45 protein-coding genes and 1 pseudogene are annotated in these 18,261 nt (G+C 52.4%); 2 read left to right on the top strand and 44 right to left on the bottom strand.

The window, feature by feature from the left end; translation table 11 throughout:
• Positions 1–31 precede the first annotated feature (31 nt).
• Together NE584_RS01305 and NE584_RS01300 are read left to right on the top strand one after the other, a co-directional pair.
• A complete protein-coding gene (locus tag NE584_RS01305; protein ID WP_050624796.1) occupies positions 32–496 on the top strand; it encodes a spore coat protein CotJB in 465 nt (154 codons plus the stop codon).
• 1 nt (position 497) lies between these two features.
• Positions 498–596: pseudogene (locus NE584_RS01300) on the top strand (manganese catalase family protein); the annotation flags it as partial.
• 64 nt (positions 597–660) lie between these two features.
• Here NE584_RS01300 and NE584_RS01295 read toward each other — a convergent pair.
• The 44 genes from NE584_RS01295 to NE584_RS01080 all read right to left on the bottom strand — a co-directional run bounded on the left by NE584_RS01295 (position 661) and on the right by NE584_RS01080 (position 18,090).
• Positions 661–837, bottom strand: a complete 177-nt coding sequence (locus NE584_RS01295) for a hypothetical protein (protein ID WP_256181470.1) — start codon at positions 835–837, stop codon at positions 661–663.
• Positions 838–965: 128 nt separating this feature from the next.
• Positions 966–1,217: a DNA-binding transcriptional regulator gene (locus tag NE584_RS01290; protein WP_256181468.1), complete on the bottom strand. Its 252-nt coding sequence runs from the start codon at positions 1,215–1,217 to the stop codon at positions 966–968.
• Positions 1,218–1,245: 28 nt separating this feature from the next.
• Positions 1,246–1,527 (bottom strand): DUF2442 domain-containing protein, encoded by a 282-nt coding sequence (locus tag NE584_RS01285; RefSeq protein WP_256181466.1) that lies wholly within the window; start codon positions 1,525–1,527, stop codon positions 1,246–1,248.
• Between the two features lie 12 nt (positions 1,528–1,539).
• Positions 1,540–1,806 carry a DUF4160 domain-containing protein gene (locus NE584_RS01280; RefSeq protein ID WP_256181464.1) on the bottom strand — a complete coding sequence of 89 codons (267 nt, stop codon included), beginning with the start codon at positions 1,804–1,806 and terminating at the stop codon, positions 1,540–1,542.
• 117 nt (positions 1,807–1,923) lie between these two features.
• A complete protein-coding gene (locus NE584_RS01275; RefSeq protein ID WP_256181463.1) occupies positions 1,924–2,196 on the bottom strand; it encodes a hypothetical protein in 273 nt (90 codons plus the stop codon).
• Between the two features lie 166 nt (positions 2,197–2,362).
• A complete protein-coding gene (locus NE584_RS01270) occupies positions 2,363–2,689 on the bottom strand; it encodes a hypothetical protein (RefSeq protein WP_256181462.1) in 327 nt (108 codons plus the stop codon).
• Positions 2,690–3,094: 405 nt separating this feature from the next.
• Complete coding sequence (locus tag NE584_RS01265; RefSeq protein WP_256181461.1) at positions 3,095–3,559, bottom strand: hypothetical protein; 465 nt, start codon at positions 3,557–3,559, stop codon at positions 3,095–3,097.
• On the bottom strand, positions 3,556–3,810 hold the full coding sequence (locus NE584_RS01260; protein ID WP_256181459.1) for a hypothetical protein: 255 nt from the start codon (positions 3,808–3,810) through the stop codon (positions 3,556–3,558). The genes NE584_RS01265 and NE584_RS01260 overlap by 4 nt, the downstream gene beginning before the upstream one ends.
• The gene (locus NE584_RS01255) at positions 3,807–4,301 is read right to left on the bottom strand and encodes a hypothetical protein (RefSeq protein WP_256181457.1); all 495 of its coding nucleotides are present in this window, start codon (positions 4,299–4,301) and stop codon (positions 3,807–3,809) included. Before NE584_RS01255 ends, NE584_RS01260 begins: the two co-directional genes overlap by 4 nt.
• Before the next feature lie 48 nt (positions 4,302–4,349).
• Positions 4,350–4,712, bottom strand: a complete 363-nt coding sequence (locus NE584_RS01250) for a hypothetical protein (RefSeq protein WP_256181456.1) — start codon at positions 4,710–4,712, stop codon at positions 4,350–4,352.
• A gap of 159 nt (positions 4,713–4,871) precedes the next feature.
• The gene (locus NE584_RS01245) at positions 4,872–5,561 is read right to left on the bottom strand and encodes a hypothetical protein (RefSeq protein WP_256181454.1); all 690 of its coding nucleotides are present in this window, start codon (positions 5,559–5,561) and stop codon (positions 4,872–4,874) included.
• Entirely contained in the window at positions 5,545–5,697 is a 153-nt protein-coding gene (locus NE584_RS01240) for a hypothetical protein (RefSeq protein WP_256181453.1), read from the bottom strand. Before NE584_RS01240 ends, NE584_RS01245 begins: the two co-directional genes overlap by 17 nt.
• Entirely contained in the window at positions 5,690–5,956 is a 267-nt protein-coding gene (locus NE584_RS01235; RefSeq protein WP_256181451.1) for a hypothetical protein, read from the bottom strand. The genes NE584_RS01240 and NE584_RS01235 overlap by 8 nt, the downstream gene beginning before the upstream one ends.
• Positions 5,957–5,967: 11 nt before the next feature.
• Positions 5,968–6,123, bottom strand: a complete 156-nt coding sequence (locus NE584_RS01230) for a hypothetical protein (protein WP_256181449.1) — start codon at positions 6,121–6,123, stop codon at positions 5,968–5,970.
• A complete protein-coding gene (locus tag NE584_RS01225) occupies positions 6,120–6,449 on the bottom strand; it encodes a hypothetical protein (RefSeq protein ID WP_256181448.1) in 330 nt (109 codons plus the stop codon). Before NE584_RS01225 ends, NE584_RS01230 begins: the two co-directional genes overlap by 4 nt.
• A gap of 1 nt (position 6,450) precedes the next feature.
• Positions 6,451–6,774 carry a hypothetical protein gene (locus NE584_RS01220; RefSeq protein ID WP_256181446.1) on the bottom strand — a complete coding sequence of 108 codons (324 nt, stop codon included), beginning with the start codon at positions 6,772–6,774 and terminating at the stop codon, positions 6,451–6,453.
• A complete protein-coding gene (locus NE584_RS01215; protein WP_256181445.1) occupies positions 6,774–7,022 on the bottom strand; it encodes a hypothetical protein in 249 nt (82 codons plus the stop codon). Before NE584_RS01215 ends, NE584_RS01220 begins: the two co-directional genes overlap by 1 nt.
• Positions 7,019–7,348, bottom strand: coding sequence for a hypothetical protein (locus tag NE584_RS01210; RefSeq protein ID WP_256181443.1), 330 nt, complete (start codon positions 7,346–7,348; stop codon positions 7,019–7,021). Before NE584_RS01210 ends, NE584_RS01215 begins: the two co-directional genes overlap by 4 nt.
• A gap of 3 nt (positions 7,349–7,351) precedes the next feature.
• The gene (locus tag NE584_RS01205; RefSeq protein ID WP_256181441.1) at positions 7,352–7,510 is read right to left on the bottom strand and encodes a hypothetical protein; all 159 of its coding nucleotides are present in this window, start codon (positions 7,508–7,510) and stop codon (positions 7,352–7,354) included.
• Positions 7,511–7,838: 328 nt separating this feature from the next.
• Positions 7,839–8,114 carry a hypothetical protein gene (locus NE584_RS01200; protein ID WP_256181439.1) on the bottom strand — a complete coding sequence of 92 codons (276 nt, stop codon included), beginning with the start codon at positions 8,112–8,114 and terminating at the stop codon, positions 7,839–7,841.
• Complete coding sequence (locus tag NE584_RS01195) at positions 8,111–8,335, bottom strand: hypothetical protein (RefSeq protein WP_256181438.1); 225 nt, start codon at positions 8,333–8,335, stop codon at positions 8,111–8,113. The genes NE584_RS01200 and NE584_RS01195 overlap by 4 nt, the downstream gene beginning before the upstream one ends.
• An 11-nt stretch (positions 8,336–8,346) precedes the next feature.
• Positions 8,347–8,619: a hypothetical protein gene (locus NE584_RS01190; protein ID WP_256181437.1), complete on the bottom strand. Its 273-nt coding sequence runs from the start codon at positions 8,617–8,619 to the stop codon at positions 8,347–8,349.
• The gene (locus NE584_RS01185; protein WP_256181436.1) at positions 8,616–8,852 is read right to left on the bottom strand and encodes a hypothetical protein; all 237 of its coding nucleotides are present in this window, start codon (positions 8,850–8,852) and stop codon (positions 8,616–8,618) included. The genes NE584_RS01190 and NE584_RS01185 overlap by 4 nt, the downstream gene beginning before the upstream one ends.
• Before the next feature lie 2 nt (positions 8,853–8,854).
• Complete coding sequence (locus NE584_RS01180; RefSeq protein ID WP_256181435.1) at positions 8,855–9,085, bottom strand: hypothetical protein; 231 nt, start codon at positions 9,083–9,085, stop codon at positions 8,855–8,857.
• Positions 9,086–9,205: 120 nt separating this feature from the next.
• The gene (locus NE584_RS01175) at positions 9,206–9,808 is read right to left on the bottom strand and encodes a hypothetical protein (RefSeq protein WP_256181434.1); all 603 of its coding nucleotides are present in this window, start codon (positions 9,806–9,808) and stop codon (positions 9,206–9,208) included.
• A 15-nt stretch (positions 9,809–9,823) separates the two neighbouring features.
• Positions 9,824–10,612, bottom strand: coding sequence for a hypothetical protein (locus NE584_RS01170; protein WP_256181433.1), 789 nt, complete (start codon positions 10,610–10,612; stop codon positions 9,824–9,826).
• A gap of 13 nt (positions 10,613–10,625) precedes the next feature.
• The gene (locus NE584_RS01165; protein ID WP_256181432.1) at positions 10,626–11,030 is read right to left on the bottom strand and encodes a hypothetical protein; all 405 of its coding nucleotides are present in this window, start codon (positions 11,028–11,030) and stop codon (positions 10,626–10,628) included.
• Positions 11,027–11,326: a hypothetical protein gene (locus NE584_RS01160; protein WP_256181431.1), complete on the bottom strand. Its 300-nt coding sequence runs from the start codon at positions 11,324–11,326 to the stop codon at positions 11,027–11,029. The genes NE584_RS01165 and NE584_RS01160 overlap by 4 nt, the downstream gene beginning before the upstream one ends.
• Entirely contained in the window at positions 11,304–11,657 is a 354-nt protein-coding gene (locus NE584_RS01155) for a hypothetical protein (protein ID WP_256181430.1), read from the bottom strand. Before NE584_RS01155 ends, NE584_RS01160 begins: the two co-directional genes overlap by 23 nt.
• A 159-nt stretch (positions 11,658–11,816) precedes the next feature.
• The gene (locus NE584_RS01150; RefSeq protein WP_256181429.1) at positions 11,817–12,047 is read right to left on the bottom strand and encodes a hypothetical protein; all 231 of its coding nucleotides are present in this window, start codon (positions 12,045–12,047) and stop codon (positions 11,817–11,819) included.
• 167 nt (positions 12,048–12,214) lie between these two features.
• A complete protein-coding gene (locus tag NE584_RS01145; protein WP_256181428.1) occupies positions 12,215–12,487 on the bottom strand; it encodes a hypothetical protein in 273 nt (90 codons plus the stop codon).
• Between the two features lie 13 nt (positions 12,488–12,500).
• The gene (locus NE584_RS01140) at positions 12,501–12,722 is read right to left on the bottom strand and encodes a hypothetical protein (RefSeq protein ID WP_256181427.1); all 222 of its coding nucleotides are present in this window, start codon (positions 12,720–12,722) and stop codon (positions 12,501–12,503) included.
• 2 nt (positions 12,723–12,724) lie between these two features.
• Complete coding sequence (locus NE584_RS01135; protein WP_256181426.1) at positions 12,725–13,201, bottom strand: hypothetical protein; 477 nt, start codon at positions 13,199–13,201, stop codon at positions 12,725–12,727.
• 359 nt (positions 13,202–13,560) lie between these two features.
• A complete protein-coding gene (locus NE584_RS01130; RefSeq protein WP_256181425.1) occupies positions 13,561–14,166 on the bottom strand; it encodes a helix-turn-helix domain-containing protein in 606 nt (201 codons plus the stop codon).
• Positions 14,167–14,170: 4 nt separating this feature from the next.
• Positions 14,171–14,551: a hypothetical protein gene (locus NE584_RS01125; protein ID WP_256181424.1), complete on the bottom strand. Its 381-nt coding sequence runs from the start codon at positions 14,549–14,551 to the stop codon at positions 14,171–14,173.
• Positions 14,541–15,062 carry a type II toxin-antitoxin system PemK/MazF family toxin gene (locus tag NE584_RS01120; RefSeq protein WP_256181423.1) on the bottom strand — a complete coding sequence of 174 codons (522 nt, stop codon included), beginning with the start codon at positions 15,060–15,062 and terminating at the stop codon, positions 14,541–14,543. Before NE584_RS01120 ends, NE584_RS01125 begins: the two co-directional genes overlap by 11 nt.
• Positions 15,059–15,376 carry a hypothetical protein gene (locus tag NE584_RS01115; RefSeq protein WP_256181422.1) on the bottom strand — a complete coding sequence of 106 codons (318 nt, stop codon included), beginning with the start codon at positions 15,374–15,376 and terminating at the stop codon, positions 15,059–15,061. Before NE584_RS01115 ends, NE584_RS01120 begins: the two co-directional genes overlap by 4 nt.
• A 272-nt stretch (positions 15,377–15,648) precedes the next feature.
• Positions 15,649–16,437 carry a hypothetical protein gene (locus tag NE584_RS01110; protein ID WP_256181421.1) on the bottom strand — a complete coding sequence of 263 codons (789 nt, stop codon included), beginning with the start codon at positions 16,435–16,437 and terminating at the stop codon, positions 15,649–15,651.
• Between the two features lie 9 nt (positions 16,438–16,446).
• Positions 16,447–16,698, bottom strand: a complete 252-nt coding sequence (locus NE584_RS01105) for a hypothetical protein (protein WP_256181420.1) — start codon at positions 16,696–16,698, stop codon at positions 16,447–16,449.
• Entirely contained in the window at positions 16,685–16,885 is a 201-nt protein-coding gene (locus tag NE584_RS01100; protein ID WP_256181419.1) for a hypothetical protein, read from the bottom strand. Before NE584_RS01100 ends, NE584_RS01105 begins: the two co-directional genes overlap by 14 nt.
• Positions 16,866–17,318, bottom strand: a complete 453-nt coding sequence (locus tag NE584_RS01095; protein ID WP_256181418.1) for a hypothetical protein — start codon at positions 17,316–17,318, stop codon at positions 16,866–16,868. Before NE584_RS01095 ends, NE584_RS01100 begins: the two co-directional genes overlap by 20 nt.
• Positions 17,287–17,631 carry a hypothetical protein gene (locus NE584_RS01090; RefSeq protein WP_256181417.1) on the bottom strand — a complete coding sequence of 115 codons (345 nt, stop codon included), beginning with the start codon at positions 17,629–17,631 and terminating at the stop codon, positions 17,287–17,289. Before NE584_RS01090 ends, NE584_RS01095 begins: the two co-directional genes overlap by 32 nt.
• Positions 17,621–17,776, bottom strand: a complete 156-nt coding sequence (locus NE584_RS01085; RefSeq protein WP_256181416.1) for a hypothetical protein — start codon at positions 17,774–17,776, stop codon at positions 17,621–17,623. Before NE584_RS01085 ends, NE584_RS01090 begins: the two co-directional genes overlap by 11 nt.
• On the bottom strand, positions 17,773–18,090 hold the full coding sequence (locus NE584_RS01080; RefSeq protein WP_256181415.1) for a hypothetical protein: 318 nt from the start codon (positions 18,088–18,090) through the stop codon (positions 17,773–17,775). Before NE584_RS01080 ends, NE584_RS01085 begins: the two co-directional genes overlap by 4 nt.
• Positions 18,091–18,261 lie beyond the last annotated feature (171 nt).

Raw genomic sequence — 18,261 nt, 5'->3', positions numbered from 1 at the left:
TCCTCCAATCCACACAAGGAGGAATCCTGCATTGAACAAAGAAACTTGCAGCGCGGCCGGATCGGCCAGCTGCCCGGACTATTTCGGCACACTCCCCTCTTGTGCCGGGCTGGCTGTCCCCTATGTCCCCTTTCAGCAGAATGGGTCTCAAAAATATTCTCAGGGGGATGCCCTGAGTAACGGTACGCTGTTTCCCGGTCTGAATCTGCCCTTCCATCTGAAAGTGGAAGGCAGCACCCTTCCCTCCAATCCGCTGGTAGAGCTCCAGGCACTGGAGTTCGTGGTGCTCGAGCTGGGCATCTATCTGGATACCCATCCGGATGACATGGAGGCATTCCAGCTGTTCCAGCAGTATGCTGCCATGGAAAAGTCCGCCAAGGCGGCCTATGAAAAGCGGTTCGGGCCGCTGATGAAAAGCACGGCGGCCACGGAGGACACCTACCGTTGGCTCCAGGACCCATGGCCCTGGAACTACCAGCAGAATGAGGTGAAGTGACATGTTTATTTATGAAAAAAAGCTCCAGTTCCCGGTAAAGATCGCCACGCCTAATCCCAAACTCGCCGCTTTTATTATCAGTCAGTACGGAGGACCAGACAACAATAGCCTATAAAAAATAATGCCGCAGTCAGATGTTGACTGCGGCATTACCTATTCAATGTTCAGACATAAGCCTGCTTTTCATAGAACTTGGCTTTCCCCTGGAACAGATTATTCAGATATGTGGTCTTGAGCCAGGTGGCGACCTGAGACTTCTGCTCGGCGTTCAGCTCGTCGGTGCTCACCAGCTTGTCGCCGATGTGGACGAACGACACCGTCTTGATTTTCTTCTCTGCCACCTGAATCACCACCCATTACACTCTATTCGGAAAGGCCCGTTTCATTTCATATTTCCATAATGCTATTTTATATTACCGATCGGTAATTTGCAAGTAAAAAATAGGAGGGGCAGAAAATCCCCCTCCTCTCAACTAGTCATGCTTTCAACCTTGACGATCCCATACCGCTCCGGGAAACCCGGGTCCTGCTCCGCCATCCATAGCAACCTGAGCGAAGGCCCGTTTGGGATGTTCTGTCCAGACTCCCATGCCTCTACAGTCTTTTTCGATACGCCCATGAACAGAGCGAATACCGCCTGGGTCATATTCAGTCGGTTGCGTATTCCCTTGATTTCTTCTGCACTGTACTCTTGGAGCGGGGCTGTGTCAAATCGCTTCATGTTGCTCTCCTCTTCAGATATCCTTGGGTCATGCAGGAACACCCTTGCTGTAAAGTTCAGCAGGGTCGATGTCAATATCACCATCGTTCCATACGGTCACACCATAGTCGATATAAACCCCGTCGAATACCGCTCTGTCGGTCAGAGGGGCAAACGCTGGGAAAGAAAACAGGGGCGAAAAATCGAAGATCTTCGCCTCGCCTGTGTTGAAACGCACCCAGAGTTTATGCCCATCAATCGGCCTGACGCCGCACACACGGATGGCGGGAGTGGTTTCCCCGGCATATGCAATACCATCTTTGATATACATTTCTTCTCCTCCTTATCTTAGCGGCTCAATCTTCCCAAACGGGATGTTTCTGACCGCATTGTTCCAAGCCTTGTAAAGCTCATCCTCATGGATAGCCGCCCATGCTTGGACTAGCTTCAGCTGTTTTACCGGCAAGCTACCTGCCAGCAGTTCTCCGTCTACGCCTACGGATGCTTCGTATTCGGCAAAGTACACGTGGAAATGCGGCTTGTTGTGTTGTCCGTTGTCGCTGTAAATCATTTTGATGATGATGTTGTAGAACCGGCAAAGTTCAGGCATTTTAGTTCCTCCTGTCTTGTTCTTCATACTTATCTTACCCTATTAAATAGGGTTTGTCAATAGTGATTTCACTCTAGGCAGAAAAAATGGGCCGGGGAACCCCCCGGCCCGGCAGTCTCACTCTTCGGTTTTCAAGGTGCCACACCGCTTCTTCATATCGTTGGCAGCATAGATGGCATCGACGACCCGGCAGTCTCCAGAAAGCAGATCCAGTTCGTCGGCCACCTCACGGATTTCGTCCCAGAGGACGTAGAACGCATATGTCCCCCTGTTCAGCCTCTCTTGTTCCTCCGGCATAACCTCGAAGTCGAGGTAGAGCTGTTCGATGGAGTGCATCAGGGCGTCAACCTTCCCGATGCCGAAAATCGCCTTATCAAGATGTTTGTTCATTGCCTTTTCGTCCTTTCGGTTAGATGTTATAGACACCCAACCACCGGAGTAAAAGGCCTCATAAATCAGGCAATGAAGGGTGGGGAGCTTTACGGTCCCGTGTGGGCATCTGGGCATCAGCCCTTGTGCTTCCCGCCACCATATTTTACAACTTTTTTCCATATCGTCAAAGGTATAACACCTTTCTGAATCTGACTGCAATCGACTCTGCTCTGTCCCACTCTTCGCTCATGCAAAGCTCCAGAACATATAGGCTGTCCCTGGTGGTGAAGCTTCTGCGAGGAGTTGTGTCATCGTGGATCATCGTGAGTAGCAGTTCTTCCACATCATACTTCGATGCGCCTACCGCTACCGCCGCTTTTCGGATGGAAGATACAAGCTCCCGGTCAATAGCCGGAATCGCTTCTCCGCAATTCAGCATGACATAGAACTCTAGGAGGAGGACCTTCAGTTCATCGGCATGACGGCCCTCCAGATTCAGGATCTCGGACATTTGCCGGAGATCCCGCATATATTCGACCATCAATCCCGCCCGCAAATGCCTTGCACTTGCCTTGGACAGTTCTGCGAAATCTCTGGTGCTCCCCTTCCCCGTCATGACTGCTCCCCTCTTCTAATCTTCGTCTCCAGCTTTGAAGATATCATCACCTGAGTTTCATTATATCAGTTGTCCTCGCTTTCGCAAGCCTTTCTTAAATCGCATGGCCGCCTGGAGGAACGGGTTTCCGTCTCTCCTGGTGTTGTGGGATGGTCTATCGTACTGGGCTCTTGTGCGGCCTCTGAGCGGCTTTCCTGGGGTAACTCTGGGGCGAATCTCAGCGTGGCCGTTCTCGGGCCTCCAAAGCAAATTTCAAGGCTGCCGATCCCAGGCCCGTTGAAATCAAGGTAATCCTTGCGGTCACTCATCTCCATCCTCGAAGTAGTCCCGGACGAAATCTCCGGCGCCAAAGTCCTTCAGCTCTTCGTAGGTGAAGATCTCCGCCAGGGCATCAATGATGTCGGCGTCGTTATGGCAATTCTCCAAACCGAGCTTGATGTATGCGTCAATGAGCCGGCTCACCTTATCGCGCAAGCAGGTGCCCGCCTTTTCTTCGCTTGTCTTCCTCCCATCCATTACCGCTCGAACATCATCCTGGAACCTGACCCATTCCTCGCCGTAGTCAGCAAGCCCATGTTTTTCCCTTTCAAGCCATTCCGAGATGTCCCGGTCGAAGCACCACAGGGTCTTGTCGCTGCAATTTTTCAGCATGGGCCGGATCACGTCCATGACTAGGCCGGGCATATAGGACATACGGCCAAGGGCGTACCGAACGGCGCAGTTCAGAACAGCGCCTCCGAAATCGTCTTCTCTCTCAATCTTCATATTTGCTCTCCCTCTTTTTGTACTGCTTCGGCGCAGTCATCACAAATAAACTGATTTTTCGCCCCTTTGATTAGTGCCAAGTTTGGGAAATAGTCATCATCAAATTTCTTTCCACAAACAAAGCATCTGTCCAGCCCGCTATTTTTAAGTCCTTTCCGCTCTCGTGCCGAGATGGTATCTCTTACGGTCATGCCCCATTTTACGCAATCGTAAATATCGTAGGTTTTCGTGATTGTTTTCTTAATTATCATCTATTGTCCTGCCCTTCTAGTTCATCTTCAAGTTCCTGGCAGTAAACCATTCTCCTGCCACATCTGCCGCACCACGCTTCATCAATCCCAGCTCGGCCGGACGCCCACGTTACTCGTGTCCACCCATGGCAATATGGGCATCGCCATCTATCGGACAGCTCTCCGGCATATTTGCGTTCAATATGTCGGTATCTATCCCCGGTCAAGTTCCAAACCCTCAATTCCAGATTCTCAATTTCTTCTTTGTGTTTGGCTGCCCTCTTTTCCGCTTCTTTCTGCTCATGCGCCTCTTGCCTCCATTTAAGCTCCTGCGGTAAATAGGTGATATTTGAGTACATACCTTCGGAAATCTCCTCGTCTCCATTCCAGGAGCAGCACGGCGGCTCAATGGGGCCGTTCGGGCCACCAGTCCACCCTCCCGGGCAGTCGTTCCCATAAAGCGGGCAGCCATCACAATCTTCAATCTCTCTGGCTATTTTCTCTTCGTCCATAATGCCCTCCTAAAACCGCTGGAAATTGCCGGAGAGGAGTAAGTATTGCTACGATCCGCTGGAACCGCTGGATTCGGGTGATTCCGGCTTTGCACCGTCGAAAGCCTCTGCCAGCTCCCGATACTCCTCCAGCGATATATACCCACGCTTTCGCTGCTGCTTCCAGTAGTTCATTATCCTGTCGTACTGCTCTTTCAGGGCAATATACTTGGCGAAAACGGGGTTTAGCTCCCGGCAGACATCGTCGAGAGCCTTCTGTTTCTCTTCAAAATTTGAGAGCAATTCAAAGCTCGGTGCCCTGCCGATGTTCTTGGAGCCGCAGGCACAGCAGAACTTCGGCGTTTTCCCCTGGACACTGAAATCGCTCTTGCAGTCCTTGCAGATCCATTTCTGCTGTCTGCCCCTCGCCATTTACACCGCCTCCCTTCTATTTCTTTTTGGCGTTATCTTCAAACCATCTGCACTTGAGGCAGTGACACCCTGGGGTTCCCTTTATGGTCATTTTCCCGAGGCAGATACCCGGGCGATATGCCTCATAGCAATCAGGTTTCTTCTTGCGGGTTTTCTCTTTCATGCTCCATCACCCTTACCTCCGATGATCTCGTCAAGGGTGTAGAACTGGCCGGGTTGAAAAGATAAGAACAAATTCACATCTACATGGGCTAAAAGTTTTCCTTCTTTATCCCAAACACGAATAAGCGGATCAGCCTCTTCCAGTCGGTAGGCGGCTGGATAAATCAATTTGATAGCCTTCGCCCTCTCCACCTCCTGCTCCGTCCAGCGGGGCTTACGGATGATGCGGTCGGGGTGGTTGATGGCATTTATGAGAACGGAAGTGGCTGTAATTTTGCACGAAAGAGAAGAAATTATGACCCGACCATCTTCACAAACGCAAAGATTTTCTTCCGATCCGTCCGTGTGCCGATATTTAACGTCTTCTCCCACCTCAACCCCCAGCACCCGCGCAATTCTTGGTTTATCCATGTTGGCCTCCTCCTTAATGGTAGAAAAATGGTTTTTCTCCATTTCTTTATCCATTTCTCCCTCATTTAATTGCGGATCTCGCATTTCCTCCACCACCTCGTAGCCCATCAGGTGGGCGGCTTCGTGGGGATGATTGAGTATCCACGCCTGACATGACTGGTTATCGTGTTTGAGAACGTCCGCTATTATCGGACAGTTATCACACCCGCTTTTGCAAAGTACAGGAATAATATCCCGGTATCTAAGCACTTCCCCCGTCTTACTCCGAAACTTCATGATCGTTCTCCTTCCTCTCCCACTCCCTGCACCGCTGATCCGGTTCTATGAAGTCGGCGCGGTGTGGGGAATCTCCGTTACAGCACACGCCCTGGAAGTCCTCGTACCATGTGCAGTTGGCGCAGCACTTAGTCATGCTCGTCCTCCTTGTCCATGCGAACGCCGCACCACGGGCAGAAAGTAGCGCCCTTGTCTCCATCGTCGCTGTACTCTTCGCACTCCGAACAATACGGGATTTTTCCAGGTTCAAAAACCCATCTTCCGTGCCGCACCTCCGCAACCTCGTCGGCGGGGATAGACGTAATATCCTTGACAATATGTAGTCGCTCATCTACTCCAGGGTAATATTCCTCCAGGACTTTCAGCACGGCCGCCCTCTCGATATATGTCTTCATATCAATACCCCTTAATGCTCCTTCAAATAAAGTGCAATTTGAATAAGGCCGACTCCAAAAATAAAAACAGCTGCTGACCAGTTAATGGCAGTATTCCCATTCCCTTTTAGACCGAAATAAACATTTATTGCCGCCAGGAAGAAATTCACACCAGCGTAAAATATCATTCTGAGCTTCCTCCTTTTTCATCCTGCCCCCTCCGTAGTGCGGCCCGGCCCAGTTCGCGGAGGTGGTCAATGGCGCTGAGAGCACGATATTGCTCCAGCTCTTGCTTGTCCACTTTCAATCCGAAAACCTCACCCTTGAGTTGTTCGATTTCCTCCGGCTCCAGTCCCGTGTCTTCGTAGGCGGCGAGGCGGTCAGCATGTTCCCCGTAGAGGTATTCTGTGGGCGCATCACCCATCCCGGCAGAGCAGATTACCCATTTGGTTTCCCCGTTCTGTTTCAAAGGGATAACATTTTGTCTGTCTCGCTTTTTTGTCAGCCGTTCCATGTCAGTCCTCCTCGTGCCAATTTTGTAATGCATCTTTTAGGGTCTCATTCTCCCGATTCACCTGCTCCAGCTCGGCCTGCGTAGCATGGCAAACCGCCTTTTCTTTCTGATACATTTCCCGCAACCTCTCGTTTTCGGCCTTGAACCCGCTGGCCGCATTTCTAAGTGCCTGATTTTCAATCTGGAGCGCGGAGAGGGCGGTGGCGGCATATCCACAAAGGTTTTGGCATTCTTCTTCGCCATATTCTAATTCGCATTTATTACACGCCTTTGAGTTATCATCGGCACAACATTTTAGGCAACGCTTAAGTTTCTCAATGTCCATCAGGTGTCCTCCTCTGCTGGCTGCTGGAGCCAGAAGCGCATATAATCCGTGCTCGGTATCCCGTCCTCGCATAGTTCTTCAAACAGAGGTAGCAGTTCTGTTCCCATCTCCTCGTCACTCATGGCCCGGATGCGGTCGGCGTTGGTCGGCGGTTTCTCCGGTTTCTGTATCCAGTTCCCACACGTCTCCCACCCATTCCAATTGTGGTCACATACAGGATCACAAGCACAGTTATGGCATGTTTTCATGTGTCCTCTTCTCCCTCCGGCGGGCGGCGGTAAAAGTACCCAAAAAGGTTTTCCACTTTATGTGGCTCGCTTCCAAACACCAAAACTGACCCTCTACGTACCAATACCCAACACGGAATATAATCCCACCAGACGGGGGTTGACTGCTCCATCTCTCGCAGTTCCTCCAGCGTCAGCGGCTCGTTCGGCGGGGTGAGGGTAGTATCTCCCTCCAATGCAGAGATCAGCATATCAATGATTTGAGCCGCTTGATGATATGTGTCAGTGGTCCTCCATGCATCAGCAGCTTTCTTTGCCAGCCGAATAGTTTCATTGTTCCGGTCCATCTTTTAGCGCCTCCTTCTCTCCACTTTAACTCCATACTCTTTTTCAACGGCTCTGATGTGCATGGGGCAGTTTGGATTTACCTTACAATTAAGGCATCGTCCTGTTTCCTCATACATTTCTAGGCGGGTAAATGCCTCGTCATAATCACACATCTTTGTCATATAATGCCTCCAATCTCTTCATCTCCATCTCCTCCGCGCTCAGAATCGGCGCGTGGGTGTGTCTACATCTTGCCGCTTCCAAACATTTTTCGCATTTCTGATACTCCCCAGGGAGCCATTCATCAAATAGGGTGCATTTCGGAACCCGCCGCTCCACCGGAGCTTTCTTTCCGTGGGTTCGATCTCGGTGGGTGTGGTACTTGCAAACATCCTTTCCCCAGAAATCTCCGGGGTAAAGGCACTCCCCTTCCATCCCCTTTTCGCACGGGACCTCATGCTCGACGAGTATCTTCATTGCCTATCACCTTCCTTATTTCTCTGTTGCCTATCAAGTCCCAATAAAAATACCAGAGTAGACCGGCCCTTCGATAAAATAGTGGCAGAACTCAAGCCCCTTCGGGACGCCCTCCCTGTCCAGCTTTGTCGGTCTGAGGACAAGAACGTGGTTATCGACCATGATTTGGTACTTCCCGTCGGGGATGAGCCTCTTTGCTTCGCTGCTCACTGGCGTAGCAACTCTGCGCTCTGTGATGTAGTTGCACAGGCATTCAGCTGGTATTCCCTGTTCCGGAAGCAAGTCGAAGATGGAAATTTGACCTATCATCTCGGCCCCTCCTTCTTTCTGACCTGCCCACGAGCCACCTGTACTGCTCCATACAGCCATCCCTCAATATACTCCCTGGTCCCTCTCTGGACCTGGTTCTCTGGCTCCGTCCCGCCGTAATAGGCGGCATAATCATCCCGGCCAACCTTCAGGATCACTACCGGCTGATAGTGGAGCACAAACGCCTGGTAGTTCCTGAACTCGTTTGCAATGTCCTTCATCTTGCACACCCTCAGTTGTCGATGAACTCGCAGAGATAGAACTGGACTGTATTGCCGTTTACCTCATGCTGGCAGCATCTCCATCGCCCCTGGAACAGGAACCATACGGTTCCATCGAAGGTGTTGAGGTAATCGTACCCGTGCTCCTGAAGAAAACTCCGCAACAGGTCATTTGTGGATTTCCGCTCGTCGTTCCATTCAGCTTTGAAGAAGGGAATCCGGCCGATTACTTCTCCTCTTGGATGGCGCTTGTCAAAGTCTTTGCAGAACTGGTCGAAATTCACTCCTGCTGCCTCCCCTCCAGAGCCTTCTGGATGATTACTTCCATGTTCTTCTCCAGCAGGAACATCATGTCCTGCCGTTTCTGGGACAAGATCTGATTCAATTCCGCATGGACTGTTGCCCGGTTCACGACTCTGCACTGGTGTACGGCCAGAATCAGGTCATCGAAGGTAATCCCGTCGAGAATGTTGTCCTCCGGATACAGGTCCTCGCCAAGTTTCCATTCACGCTCCATCTTCACCTCTCCAATCTCCCAATCTTTCTTCCGGTCAGCTCCTCGTAGAACCAAGCCCGCTCCACGCAGGTCATTGTCCCGGCGGTGATATTCCGCAGGACGATGTAGTGGCAACCGGTTCCGCCGGAACCGACCCCAGCGTCCAACAGGTCAATGCCAACGAACTCATATTCGTATTCATCTCCCAGCTTCGACTTTGCGGTAAATCTGTCTCCAGTTTTCAAAACGTCCATTTCCGAAACCTCACATTCTAATTCCAAGTGGTAATTTTGGTGTAACTTTACGATACAATACCTACCGCCTAAGTCAATAGATTCAGCGAAATTTGTTGAAAATATTTAATTTTGTTGATTTCAGAAGTCGAAACCGCACATGGCCTCCACCGCCATCAGGTCTTCCGACCGAATCTCGTAACTGATCCACCGTTTCCCACAGTCGGTGTGCCTCTCGGTCTGACAGGCGAGCCACACGGTTTTCCCCAAGAAGCTCAACTTGGCGACCTTCTCGACGGGGCCCCGTTCCACCTTGGCGTAGAGCCAAGTGTCGTTCTCACCAGTGAACCCGACTTCATCAGCGGATTTCAGCAGCCATTCCTTCCACCCATAGTAATCGCGCAGGCGGAGCTTCATAGCCTGTTCGCCAGCCATAGCCCCGATGGCCTCCCAACTGAACGGGGCAATCTTTTCCGCTACGGTGTCAGAGTATCCCGGGGCTTTGACGATGGATTCCCGGAACAGCGGAGAGCCATCCTTGCCTACGATATGGAGCTCCAGGCCCTCCCGCATAGGGCAACTGGCCTCGTAGCCGCCGATCCATTTGTTGGAGGTGAGCCAGCGCACATATTCCTCGTCGCACTCCTGCCGGATATATACTTTCCCGGTTTCCTTACAGCGGTACAGGTCTTCTCCAACACCTCTCTGGTCGGCCATGAACACCACAGTTCTGATGCTATCCATCTCTTCTCCGCCTCCTTAGTACCAGACCAGGTTGATACCGCCAATGGCAGCCACCCGATTCTGCATCTTATTTACATCGGCGCCTTTCTTTGGGAGCCTATCATCTCCGTTCCAGGCCAGGATCATCCACTCAAGCTCCGGGTCCTTTTTCGGGACACAGAAAGTACCAGCGAAGTTGTAGACCGGCCCATCCGTGACCTCCTCAAAGATGCTTTCCTCGCCAGCTAGAATTCGCGCTCTCTTTTCTCCATAGTAGTTCACGTCCACCAGATATACAATTCCGTAGATCTGCCTCATGGCGGCGATCTCTTCCCGGTTTAGGTCGTCGTTGACCGCATCGGCTTCTCTCAGTGCCAGGTAGCCGCCGCTGCCGGCTATATGGAGGTACTGGAGCTTTTTGGCGAGAGCGAGGCGCACATGGCCCTCCAGTACATCCACCCACCGGTTCGTTCGTAGATCCAGCTTACCGTAGTTAGCAAAACTGTAATCCAGCATACCGTTCACATCGCTGTTCTCGAAGCTCCAGAACGGATCTCTCCAGATGTATCGGTCCGGGATATTGACTTTACCATACTTCATAAGGTCATGCGCTTCGGATCTGGTGTAGTGGGTAGGCTCCCGATCCACCTTGCGGTTATGCTCGGCATCATCTGGAAGATAGAACAGCACCGTGTTCTTGTCCCGATCCTTCCGGTGGTAGTCCGGTCGGTATGCGACCACCCCCAGCCTGGAAGCGATCTCGTCCAGCGTCCGCTGCTGGATGTCGTACCGCCAGTCCGCCGGCTCCTTTTTGCTCCAGTTCATTTTTGGCACCCCCTCAATACCATTTCAGCTTCCGCATGAACGGAAGGGCAGTCTTCATCCGCTCTACTTCAAGCTGCCTGTTTGGCTTCTTTTCATTCTTCTTGATGTACCGCTCCATCTCATCCAGCGTCTCGGGTCCCCATCCGGCAGCGGCCAAAATTTCCTGGGCGCCTTCACACTTGATAGCTTTCAGGGTGTCTACCTCGATGCTTCTTCCACCCGGAAATGGCTGCACCGCCGCCAGTCTACACAGCGGAAGGTATCCGTCTGCCATGTTCTCCCCGATGTTCCAGATCGAATATCCGAGCGGAACACGATCCACCAACTCGAAGGTGTGGCTCACACCAAATTGCGGGCCTACTACGGTGAGCCATTTCCCGTCTTCTGATAGGACTGCCACAGGCTTTTGCTTGCTCATCCCAAATCCTCCATTTCCACTACTTCTGCGTAACCTGCTCCGGCCATTTTCTTCCTTCCGCAGATTTTAGCCTCCCGGACATATCGCATAAGTTCACTGACGCCTCCAATCCGAAGGGCGCCCATGAAACACCAATACATCCACCGTTCCTGCTCCTCTCCATATTCGGCACCTGCCTCGGTGTATCTTCGGGCAACGATTTCCTTGGCTTTCTCAACCGCCGCTTTTTCCTCATCTGACAGGGCAATACATTCAATTGTGGCGCCCTTATCATCAAAACTGCTCACTATCTGCATCGCCATCCTCCTCCGGTTCTAACGCCCGTTCAAATGTCGGCTCATACTCTTCCTCATAGTAGGGAAGCTCCCCGTCATACCCATTCACATGGGTAAAAATAGGCTTTTCACTGTCATCACGGTAAACGAGGGTTCTCAGGCCCTTCGGGTCATCGTACTCAACGCTGCACAAAAGCGATTCGCTTTCGTCCTTCCTGACCAGCGTTACATCAAGTGCGCTCCAGTCATCCGGCCCTGCCTCAGCCCCTTCTCTACCAGTTCCGGTCGTCTCGACTTTGATATAGGAGCCGTCCGGCAATGTAAAGGCAATCGCCCTTTCAACCTTTAACATTTCTGACTTCATCCTTCCTTTTCTTTTCAAAACACTCCTGGGTCAACACATTCGGCCGTCTGCCGGTATCTTCAAAGAGCCGGCAACACGGAAACGGATTGTATCCGTGCCCGTTCTGGTCAACCATCCGTCGGTAGAAGTGCCGGCACTTCGGGCACTTCATATGCCGTACCCCACAAACGGGTCGAGCCACCCGGCCTGATACCGTTCGATGTATGCGGAAAGCTCGTCATCGGAAAGCTCCCCCAGCTTTTCCAACCAGACTTCGGCCCGTATCTGGCAGAGGCCGCACATTGAGTCTGCCGTTTCGAGCCGTTCAAAATCCTTCAAAAACGCCCCGAATCCGGTGCATCTGGAATTCTCCAGTACCCTATTTTTCAGGGCCTTCATCACCGCTCCTCCTCATGGGCATCACTATCAGTTTTCAGTTCCTGTTCCTCTGTATAGCACTCACATCCGCAGCTAAGGCATTTGAAGTGGCAATCCGGCAACTCTTTCCACTCTGTTTCCCCACACGCAGGACAGGCCGCGAGGATTTTCATGTGTGCACTACCTCCTCAATACTCAAAGTGTCTGGGCGTAGGCTTCACGGCGGAGATAGTGCCCAAACGCCCAGCCTGCTTCATCCAGCTTTTCCCGTCCCGAATAGCTGACGCTTCACTCTTGAAGACATCGCCACTCCGACAGCAGCAGCATGAATATGGCTTTCCGGTGGCCGGGTCCTCCAGATAGGCCGGATCTCCGGCATCCGGTGTGAACAGCCACTCAAAGCCTTTCACGTTGGAGCCGACATATCCCCAGCCGAAACTCTTCATGCTACCCTCAAACATCTTTCATGCCTCCTTAATCTCCAATGCTGAAATAGTTCGAGTAGACCGTATCATCTTCCTCGCAGTAGTAGTAGGTTCTGTCGCCATAGGCTTCCTGGTCGTAGAAGAGATACACCAACTTCTTCCCGGCCTGTTCTGCCTTATAAGCCGATGTGGAGCTGTACTCGTGCTGCTTCAGGAACTCCTGGAGGGCTTCCCGGTTGGGAAGCCCATCCTTCGGGATGATGACGCTCATGGTCACCCCTCCTTCCCGACTATCAAGTCATACAGCTTTGCCTTGAGCCGAATTATCTCGGCCTCAGCTACCTCGGCCCTACACTCAGCATCATCTCTTAGACTGACCAGTTCGCTCTCCCTATCCAGTAGGTCGGCCACCTGACATTTGAGCGCATCTCGCTCAGATTCAATCATCTGAATGGTCGCGTTCTCCTGCTCCTGGGTCTTCTTGATTGCCTTACCAAGTTCCTCACCGCATTCCTTTTCCTTCCGGAGATCGGCCTTCAGCCTATCGACCTCTTCCTGGAGGTCTTTGGCTCTTTTTCTCTCGGTCTCGTATCGATCTTTCATGCAGAGGGCGAAGTCGTTCTCAATGTTCTCCCGGGCATCCTCGAAGCACCCGTCAAAGGCGGTGGCGATATAGCTGTCAGCTCCAAGGCTGTCCACGATCTTCTTGATCTGCTCCAGGGCCTTCCGCTCCTGTTCCTTCGTTACCATATCTGTTACTCCTTTTCTTATGGCCGGGGGGGCTTTCCAGAACTGTTGCTCCGGCTACCTCCCGACCGGTATTGATTTACCGTAACTTAACTATACATTACCGTTTGGTAAAGTCAAGATAATTTTCAGTATTTTTAGAAATTTTTTTACTTATAAACGATTTAGATGATTATGCTCATAGAAGCCCTTAGAATCAGTTTTGGCGGGTTTTCCGTCCGGTGGTATAAGTATATCTGGAGTTTCTAAAATGCCCGTGGGAACATTTTGTAGAGGCGGGCTTCCCATTTTTGTGCAGAATGTAGAGCTTATAGAAAAAGCAAATCTCCCTCTCGACCGTAGCCAAGAGGGAGTTCAGCAGATCATATTCGGTTCTGGTCGCTTTCTTCGGCAGCCTTCGGGCCACGGTGTAGATCGGTTCCATACTTGTCGATGAAGACGGCCGCATCCCTGGCGGATACCGGCGTGATCCGATCCTTCACGCCTTCCCAATTCGTGTATTCGGCGAAGAAGTAACGGCCTTCATCGTCTACATACAGCTCCATAGCCTTCCCGTCGGTGTATTCGTTCACACCGTCGGCATAGAAGTTGTTCGCAAGGGCGCTGGCGGCCTCAGTGTCGTACTTCACCTTATCCACCATGGCACGGACGCGGCGGCCCGCACCGGCGATATGGGTCTTCAGGGCCTCACCGCTCTCTCTCACGGTAAAGGTCACGTCGATCCCGATGGCGTCCATAAAGTCGAGGAATTCATCAGCCCTCATGGAGTTCCGTATAAGCCGGCCGCTCAGTTGCTGCGCCGACCAGCCGAGCCTGGTGGCCGCTTCGGCCTGCGTGGTCCCCGTCGCCTTCAATCCGGCGATGATCGCTTCCTTTGATGTCATTGATACACCTCCGTTCGATGCTGCATTTTCTGTATCATACACCGAAACGGAAATAAAATCAACAATTTCCTCGACAATGCCCATTCGTTTATTCTTCTCCGTCGTCTCCTGCAATCTTCGGAATCGAGCCTTTGTATAGGCCCATAATCTTGAGCTTTTTCAGAGCGATGATCTGCCTCTCTGTTACCGCCGGAGCCTCACACCCGCTGGTCCACACCGCAATAGCGCCAGACATCTTCAGGAGCCAGACCATATAGTCAAGGTAATATTCTCTCGGGCACATCGCCACGAGCTCATCCCGGGATAATCCGTGCTTCTCGCAGGCTAAAGCGATGGCTTTCTCCTGATGTGACGGGATGGCATATACGACGGTCCCGTCCTCCAGAATCAGCACCTCTAGGTAGTTGCTGTACTTGGCTTTGTGTTTCTCCGCATCAAACGGACGGTAGATGTCGTACTCATTCTCCATTTTTAACGCCCCCCGCAATTATTGCCATATCTGCGAGCTTTTCCACGACCATTTCATACATTTTTCGATATGTATCCCTCTTCACCCGAAGAGCTATCATTTCTTCGCTTTCCTTCTGCGTGTTTCCCATCGGAGGAACGTAGGCCGGATTCGACTTCACGGTTTTATCCTCCTGAAGACCGAGAGATACCCGGATGCAGCGGTCGATTTCACGCATTTCCTTTTCTGTGCAGCGCCCGATATAGTTCCCGAGGCGGCTGATGTCCACAGTGGTCACCTGCTCACAGAGAACCGTGCTCTCATATGGCGTGCTCAAAACAGTTGTATGGGTCGGCAGATTCGGCTTATACCGAGTGGTACAGTACACAACCTCCACTGTCTCGCTATGAAGGTTGTTCTGGTCGTTCGATACGATGATGCCAGGCCGCCCAGCCAACTGCTCCCGGCCCGTAACGAACGGGGTCAAGCCGACATAGAAGATGTCACCCCTCTCGATTCGCAGATCGCTCACTCTATCCGCTCCCCTCTCCAGATTGCGCTTCGCTCTTCAAGTTCCTCTTCACTGCTCGGCCAATTAGGGTCAAGGCCCCGGCGCCGGCGGCTTCTTTGCCAGCCCTGGTAGACCTTCATGTCTCTCTCATCAATGCTGTACCCACAGCCTCCAGATGTCCGGTCATATATGATGAGGGGCCGGGGATAGCCCTTCCGCCGTGCCCGCAGCACCTCATACTGCCCTACCAGCTGTTCCAGTATCCAACCGCTCTGCATCAGGTATGCCTTTAGATCCCTGAGCATCCCATGGCGCACTGTGATTCTGTTCTTCAAAACGGCATCAGCTCCTCTTCGCATTTCTTGCATAGCCTGCCTCTCCCGGGCTTCGCCTATTTTTTACAGGTTGGAGAGTACATTCATTAGGGGACCTCTGTTTTTCCCCCGGCGTCGTTTCCTTTATGCAAGCAGGGCAAAGGGATTTCTTCCCAAGCCTCCATCCAGCGGCCCGGAGACTCTTTTCCATGTCGCTCCTCTTCCCTTTGCTCCAGATCCACAGCCTTTTCTGGCCGCAGCGGTCGCACATTACCCCTTTTACCATCGGCATATCAATCATCCTCCAAATACTTCCGGGCGAGGTCATCCTTGCCCCGGTCGGTGAAATAGCCAAACAGGAACTCTTTCTGTGCCTTCGTGAGCCTCACGCCCTCCTCCGGGGTTATGAAGGCCACACCCATGCCTGGGTTATGCAGAAGCACCCACCCCTTGCTCGCCAGGAAGTCTCCAGCGCCGTCAAATAGGACGGTCTTGCTCCAGGATTGGAAATCCTCGGCCCAATCCGGGCGTTCCTCTGTGATGTACCGGTGCGCCCATCCCTGGTGCTCCGCAAATTCTACCGGGTGGAACGTCCCGTTCGGCTCCAGCCAGCCATAATTGTCGTCGTGCTTATCTTCGATCTCCCGCTGCTCCAGGAAGCTCTTGAGACGCGGGTTCATGTCCATCTCCTGCGGCCGCCGATCCTCAAGTAGCCACTCGCAGTCTTCGTCGATGATCCGGTCCATCAGGTTCTCCATCTGGGTCTCCAGACTCCGTCTCCCTGCCTTCTCGACCTCCAGCCTCTTCATCAGGCTTTCGGCCGCCACGATTGCATACTCCCCGTCATCCGCTACCATACAGTAGCTCCCGTCGGCAGTGTCCCCGGTGAATTTTGCCCTTCCAAGCACTACATCCCGGGCAAGCGAGACAAGTTCTTCCCGGCCCTTATCCGTCCCGCACATACAGGCCAGAAGGAATTCTTCGACTTTCTCCCATGGCTTGTGCTCGTCCCAAAACCATTCCCTTGCGGTCTTGGTCACAAATGCTCCAGTTACTGTGAAGGATAATCGCTTGCTGCCCATTAAATCACCTCACTCATAATACCCGCACACCGAATCCTTGCAGTTGGCCGACCGGTCGTGCTCCTCGCACCAGCCATCACCCTCTGTATCCTCGTCAACAAAACGCTGACAACTGCCACAAATCATGCACTCCGGTGAATCCAGGGCGCTCAGGGCCATCCAGATCGCCTCAATCTGCTCATCGGTCATGCTGTCACGGAAACCGTATGTATCTTTTTCCAGGATCTCATGGATGATTTTTACTGCATCAGACCTTTTCATTCTGCTCACCCTCCCTAATTGCGTATCTGAAAGCCCCTCTCTGAATCTGTTGTGCTACCCACCAAAATCTCCAAGATCCAAACCATCCGCAGTGGTATATCTTTCCGTAGAAGTAGATGTGCTCCTGGCGGGCCACCTCATCGAGAGATACGATTTTGCCTCCCGGCTTAAACTTCCGCTTCCCCATCGTAATGGTCCTCCAGCACCCACTCCATCTGGTATTTTTTGATTTCCTGCTCTGTAAGGCCGATTTCCTTGCGTAAAGCACGGCGCAGCGTCGGCTTCGGCAGTTCATTGGTGAGATAGGTGAAGCAGGAGTTCAGCAGCTCGTGCTCCCGGTCTGTCGCTCCAAGGTCAGCGGTCAGATCCTCAATCAGTCGAGCCGCCGAGTGATACCCGTCCCGGTACAGAATCTCGACGACCTTCTGCGGCGGGAGCGAGGCTCCGGTTCCCCACCCGGTCAGGTATCCGTCCATCCGCAGCAGCATATTCTTGGAGTCCCCCAACTTCTGGGCCAAGGGGGAATATGGATTAAGCGGTGCCCGCCGCTCGCTCAGGATGCAGGCCGCAAACTTCAGATCCGTGGTCTCACTCAGCTCTTTTATCGTCCACCGTTTCATTTTCTTCTTCCTCCTTCATCTGCTTTCTCAGCTCATCCATGTTGATGCCGATGCAATGCGTTCGGTTGTGGATAGTGTCAGCAAGGCTCTTCCCATGGTCGTCCAAGACCATGTAAATCGAATTTGCTGCGGTCCTCATGGCGGCTACTACAAACGGCAAGTCTGTGTAGTCATACCCATGTGCCACATCCAGGAATTTCGTCACCATCTCTCCAATGCACTCAGCCGCAATTCGGTCAACCGCTTGGCGGTCTCCAGATAGAATTGCAAGGGTCATTTTCATAGAAAACGGCATTTTCGGTTTATTCTCCATCGCTATCGTCCTCCTTGTCTTCATCATCCTCCTTCGGGTACCAGTGGTAGTAGCAGTCAGGGTTCTCGCACCGGCCATTCCAGAGTGTTTCTCCGCAAAGTGGGCAGGGTTCAGCGTAGTACATCCCGCCACCTATGTAGCTCATTCAATCACCCTCCTGGTAGTCATAGTCGATACACCCGTCGGTGTGTTGATGCGGGGCTTTCTCTCGTGTACCAGGGCAAACCGGCACTCCCCGCCGTGATTGAACTGGCAGGAGGTCGATTCGCACTCGATGCAGAGGTTTTTCAGGTACACCAGCTTACTGAACTGGTCAGTGCGGTCGATGCCGTCCCGGTACAGCAGGTAGGCTACCCCTTTGCTGTGGCGCTTGTCGAACCAGTGCCACAATTCCTCCCGGTTTGTCCCGGCGGGGAAGCCCAAGAACGGCTCCTCAATGCACTCAGTCTCGGGGTCCATTGGCACATCCCCAAACTCTTTCCATATTTCTTCAAGTGCGGCGTCTCGGTCGCGGGTCGTTTCCATTCCGCTCCGGCTATCTTCTGGTGACCTCAACAACTTTCCATCTGCCGGTCTCCAGATGTGCAGACAGAATTCGTGTTGATTTACATATTCGCTATGTTTCGGGTG

It is taken from the genome of Clostridium sp. DFI.5.61 (assembly GCF_024462915.1).
In the GTDB taxonomy this organism is placed as follows: Bacteria; Bacillota; Clostridia; order Oscillospirales; family Oscillospiraceae; genus Lawsonibacter; species Lawsonibacter asaccharolyticus.
The sequence above is the reverse complement of the archived record's forward strand: the minus strand, read 5'-3'. Positions and strand labels throughout refer to the sequence as shown.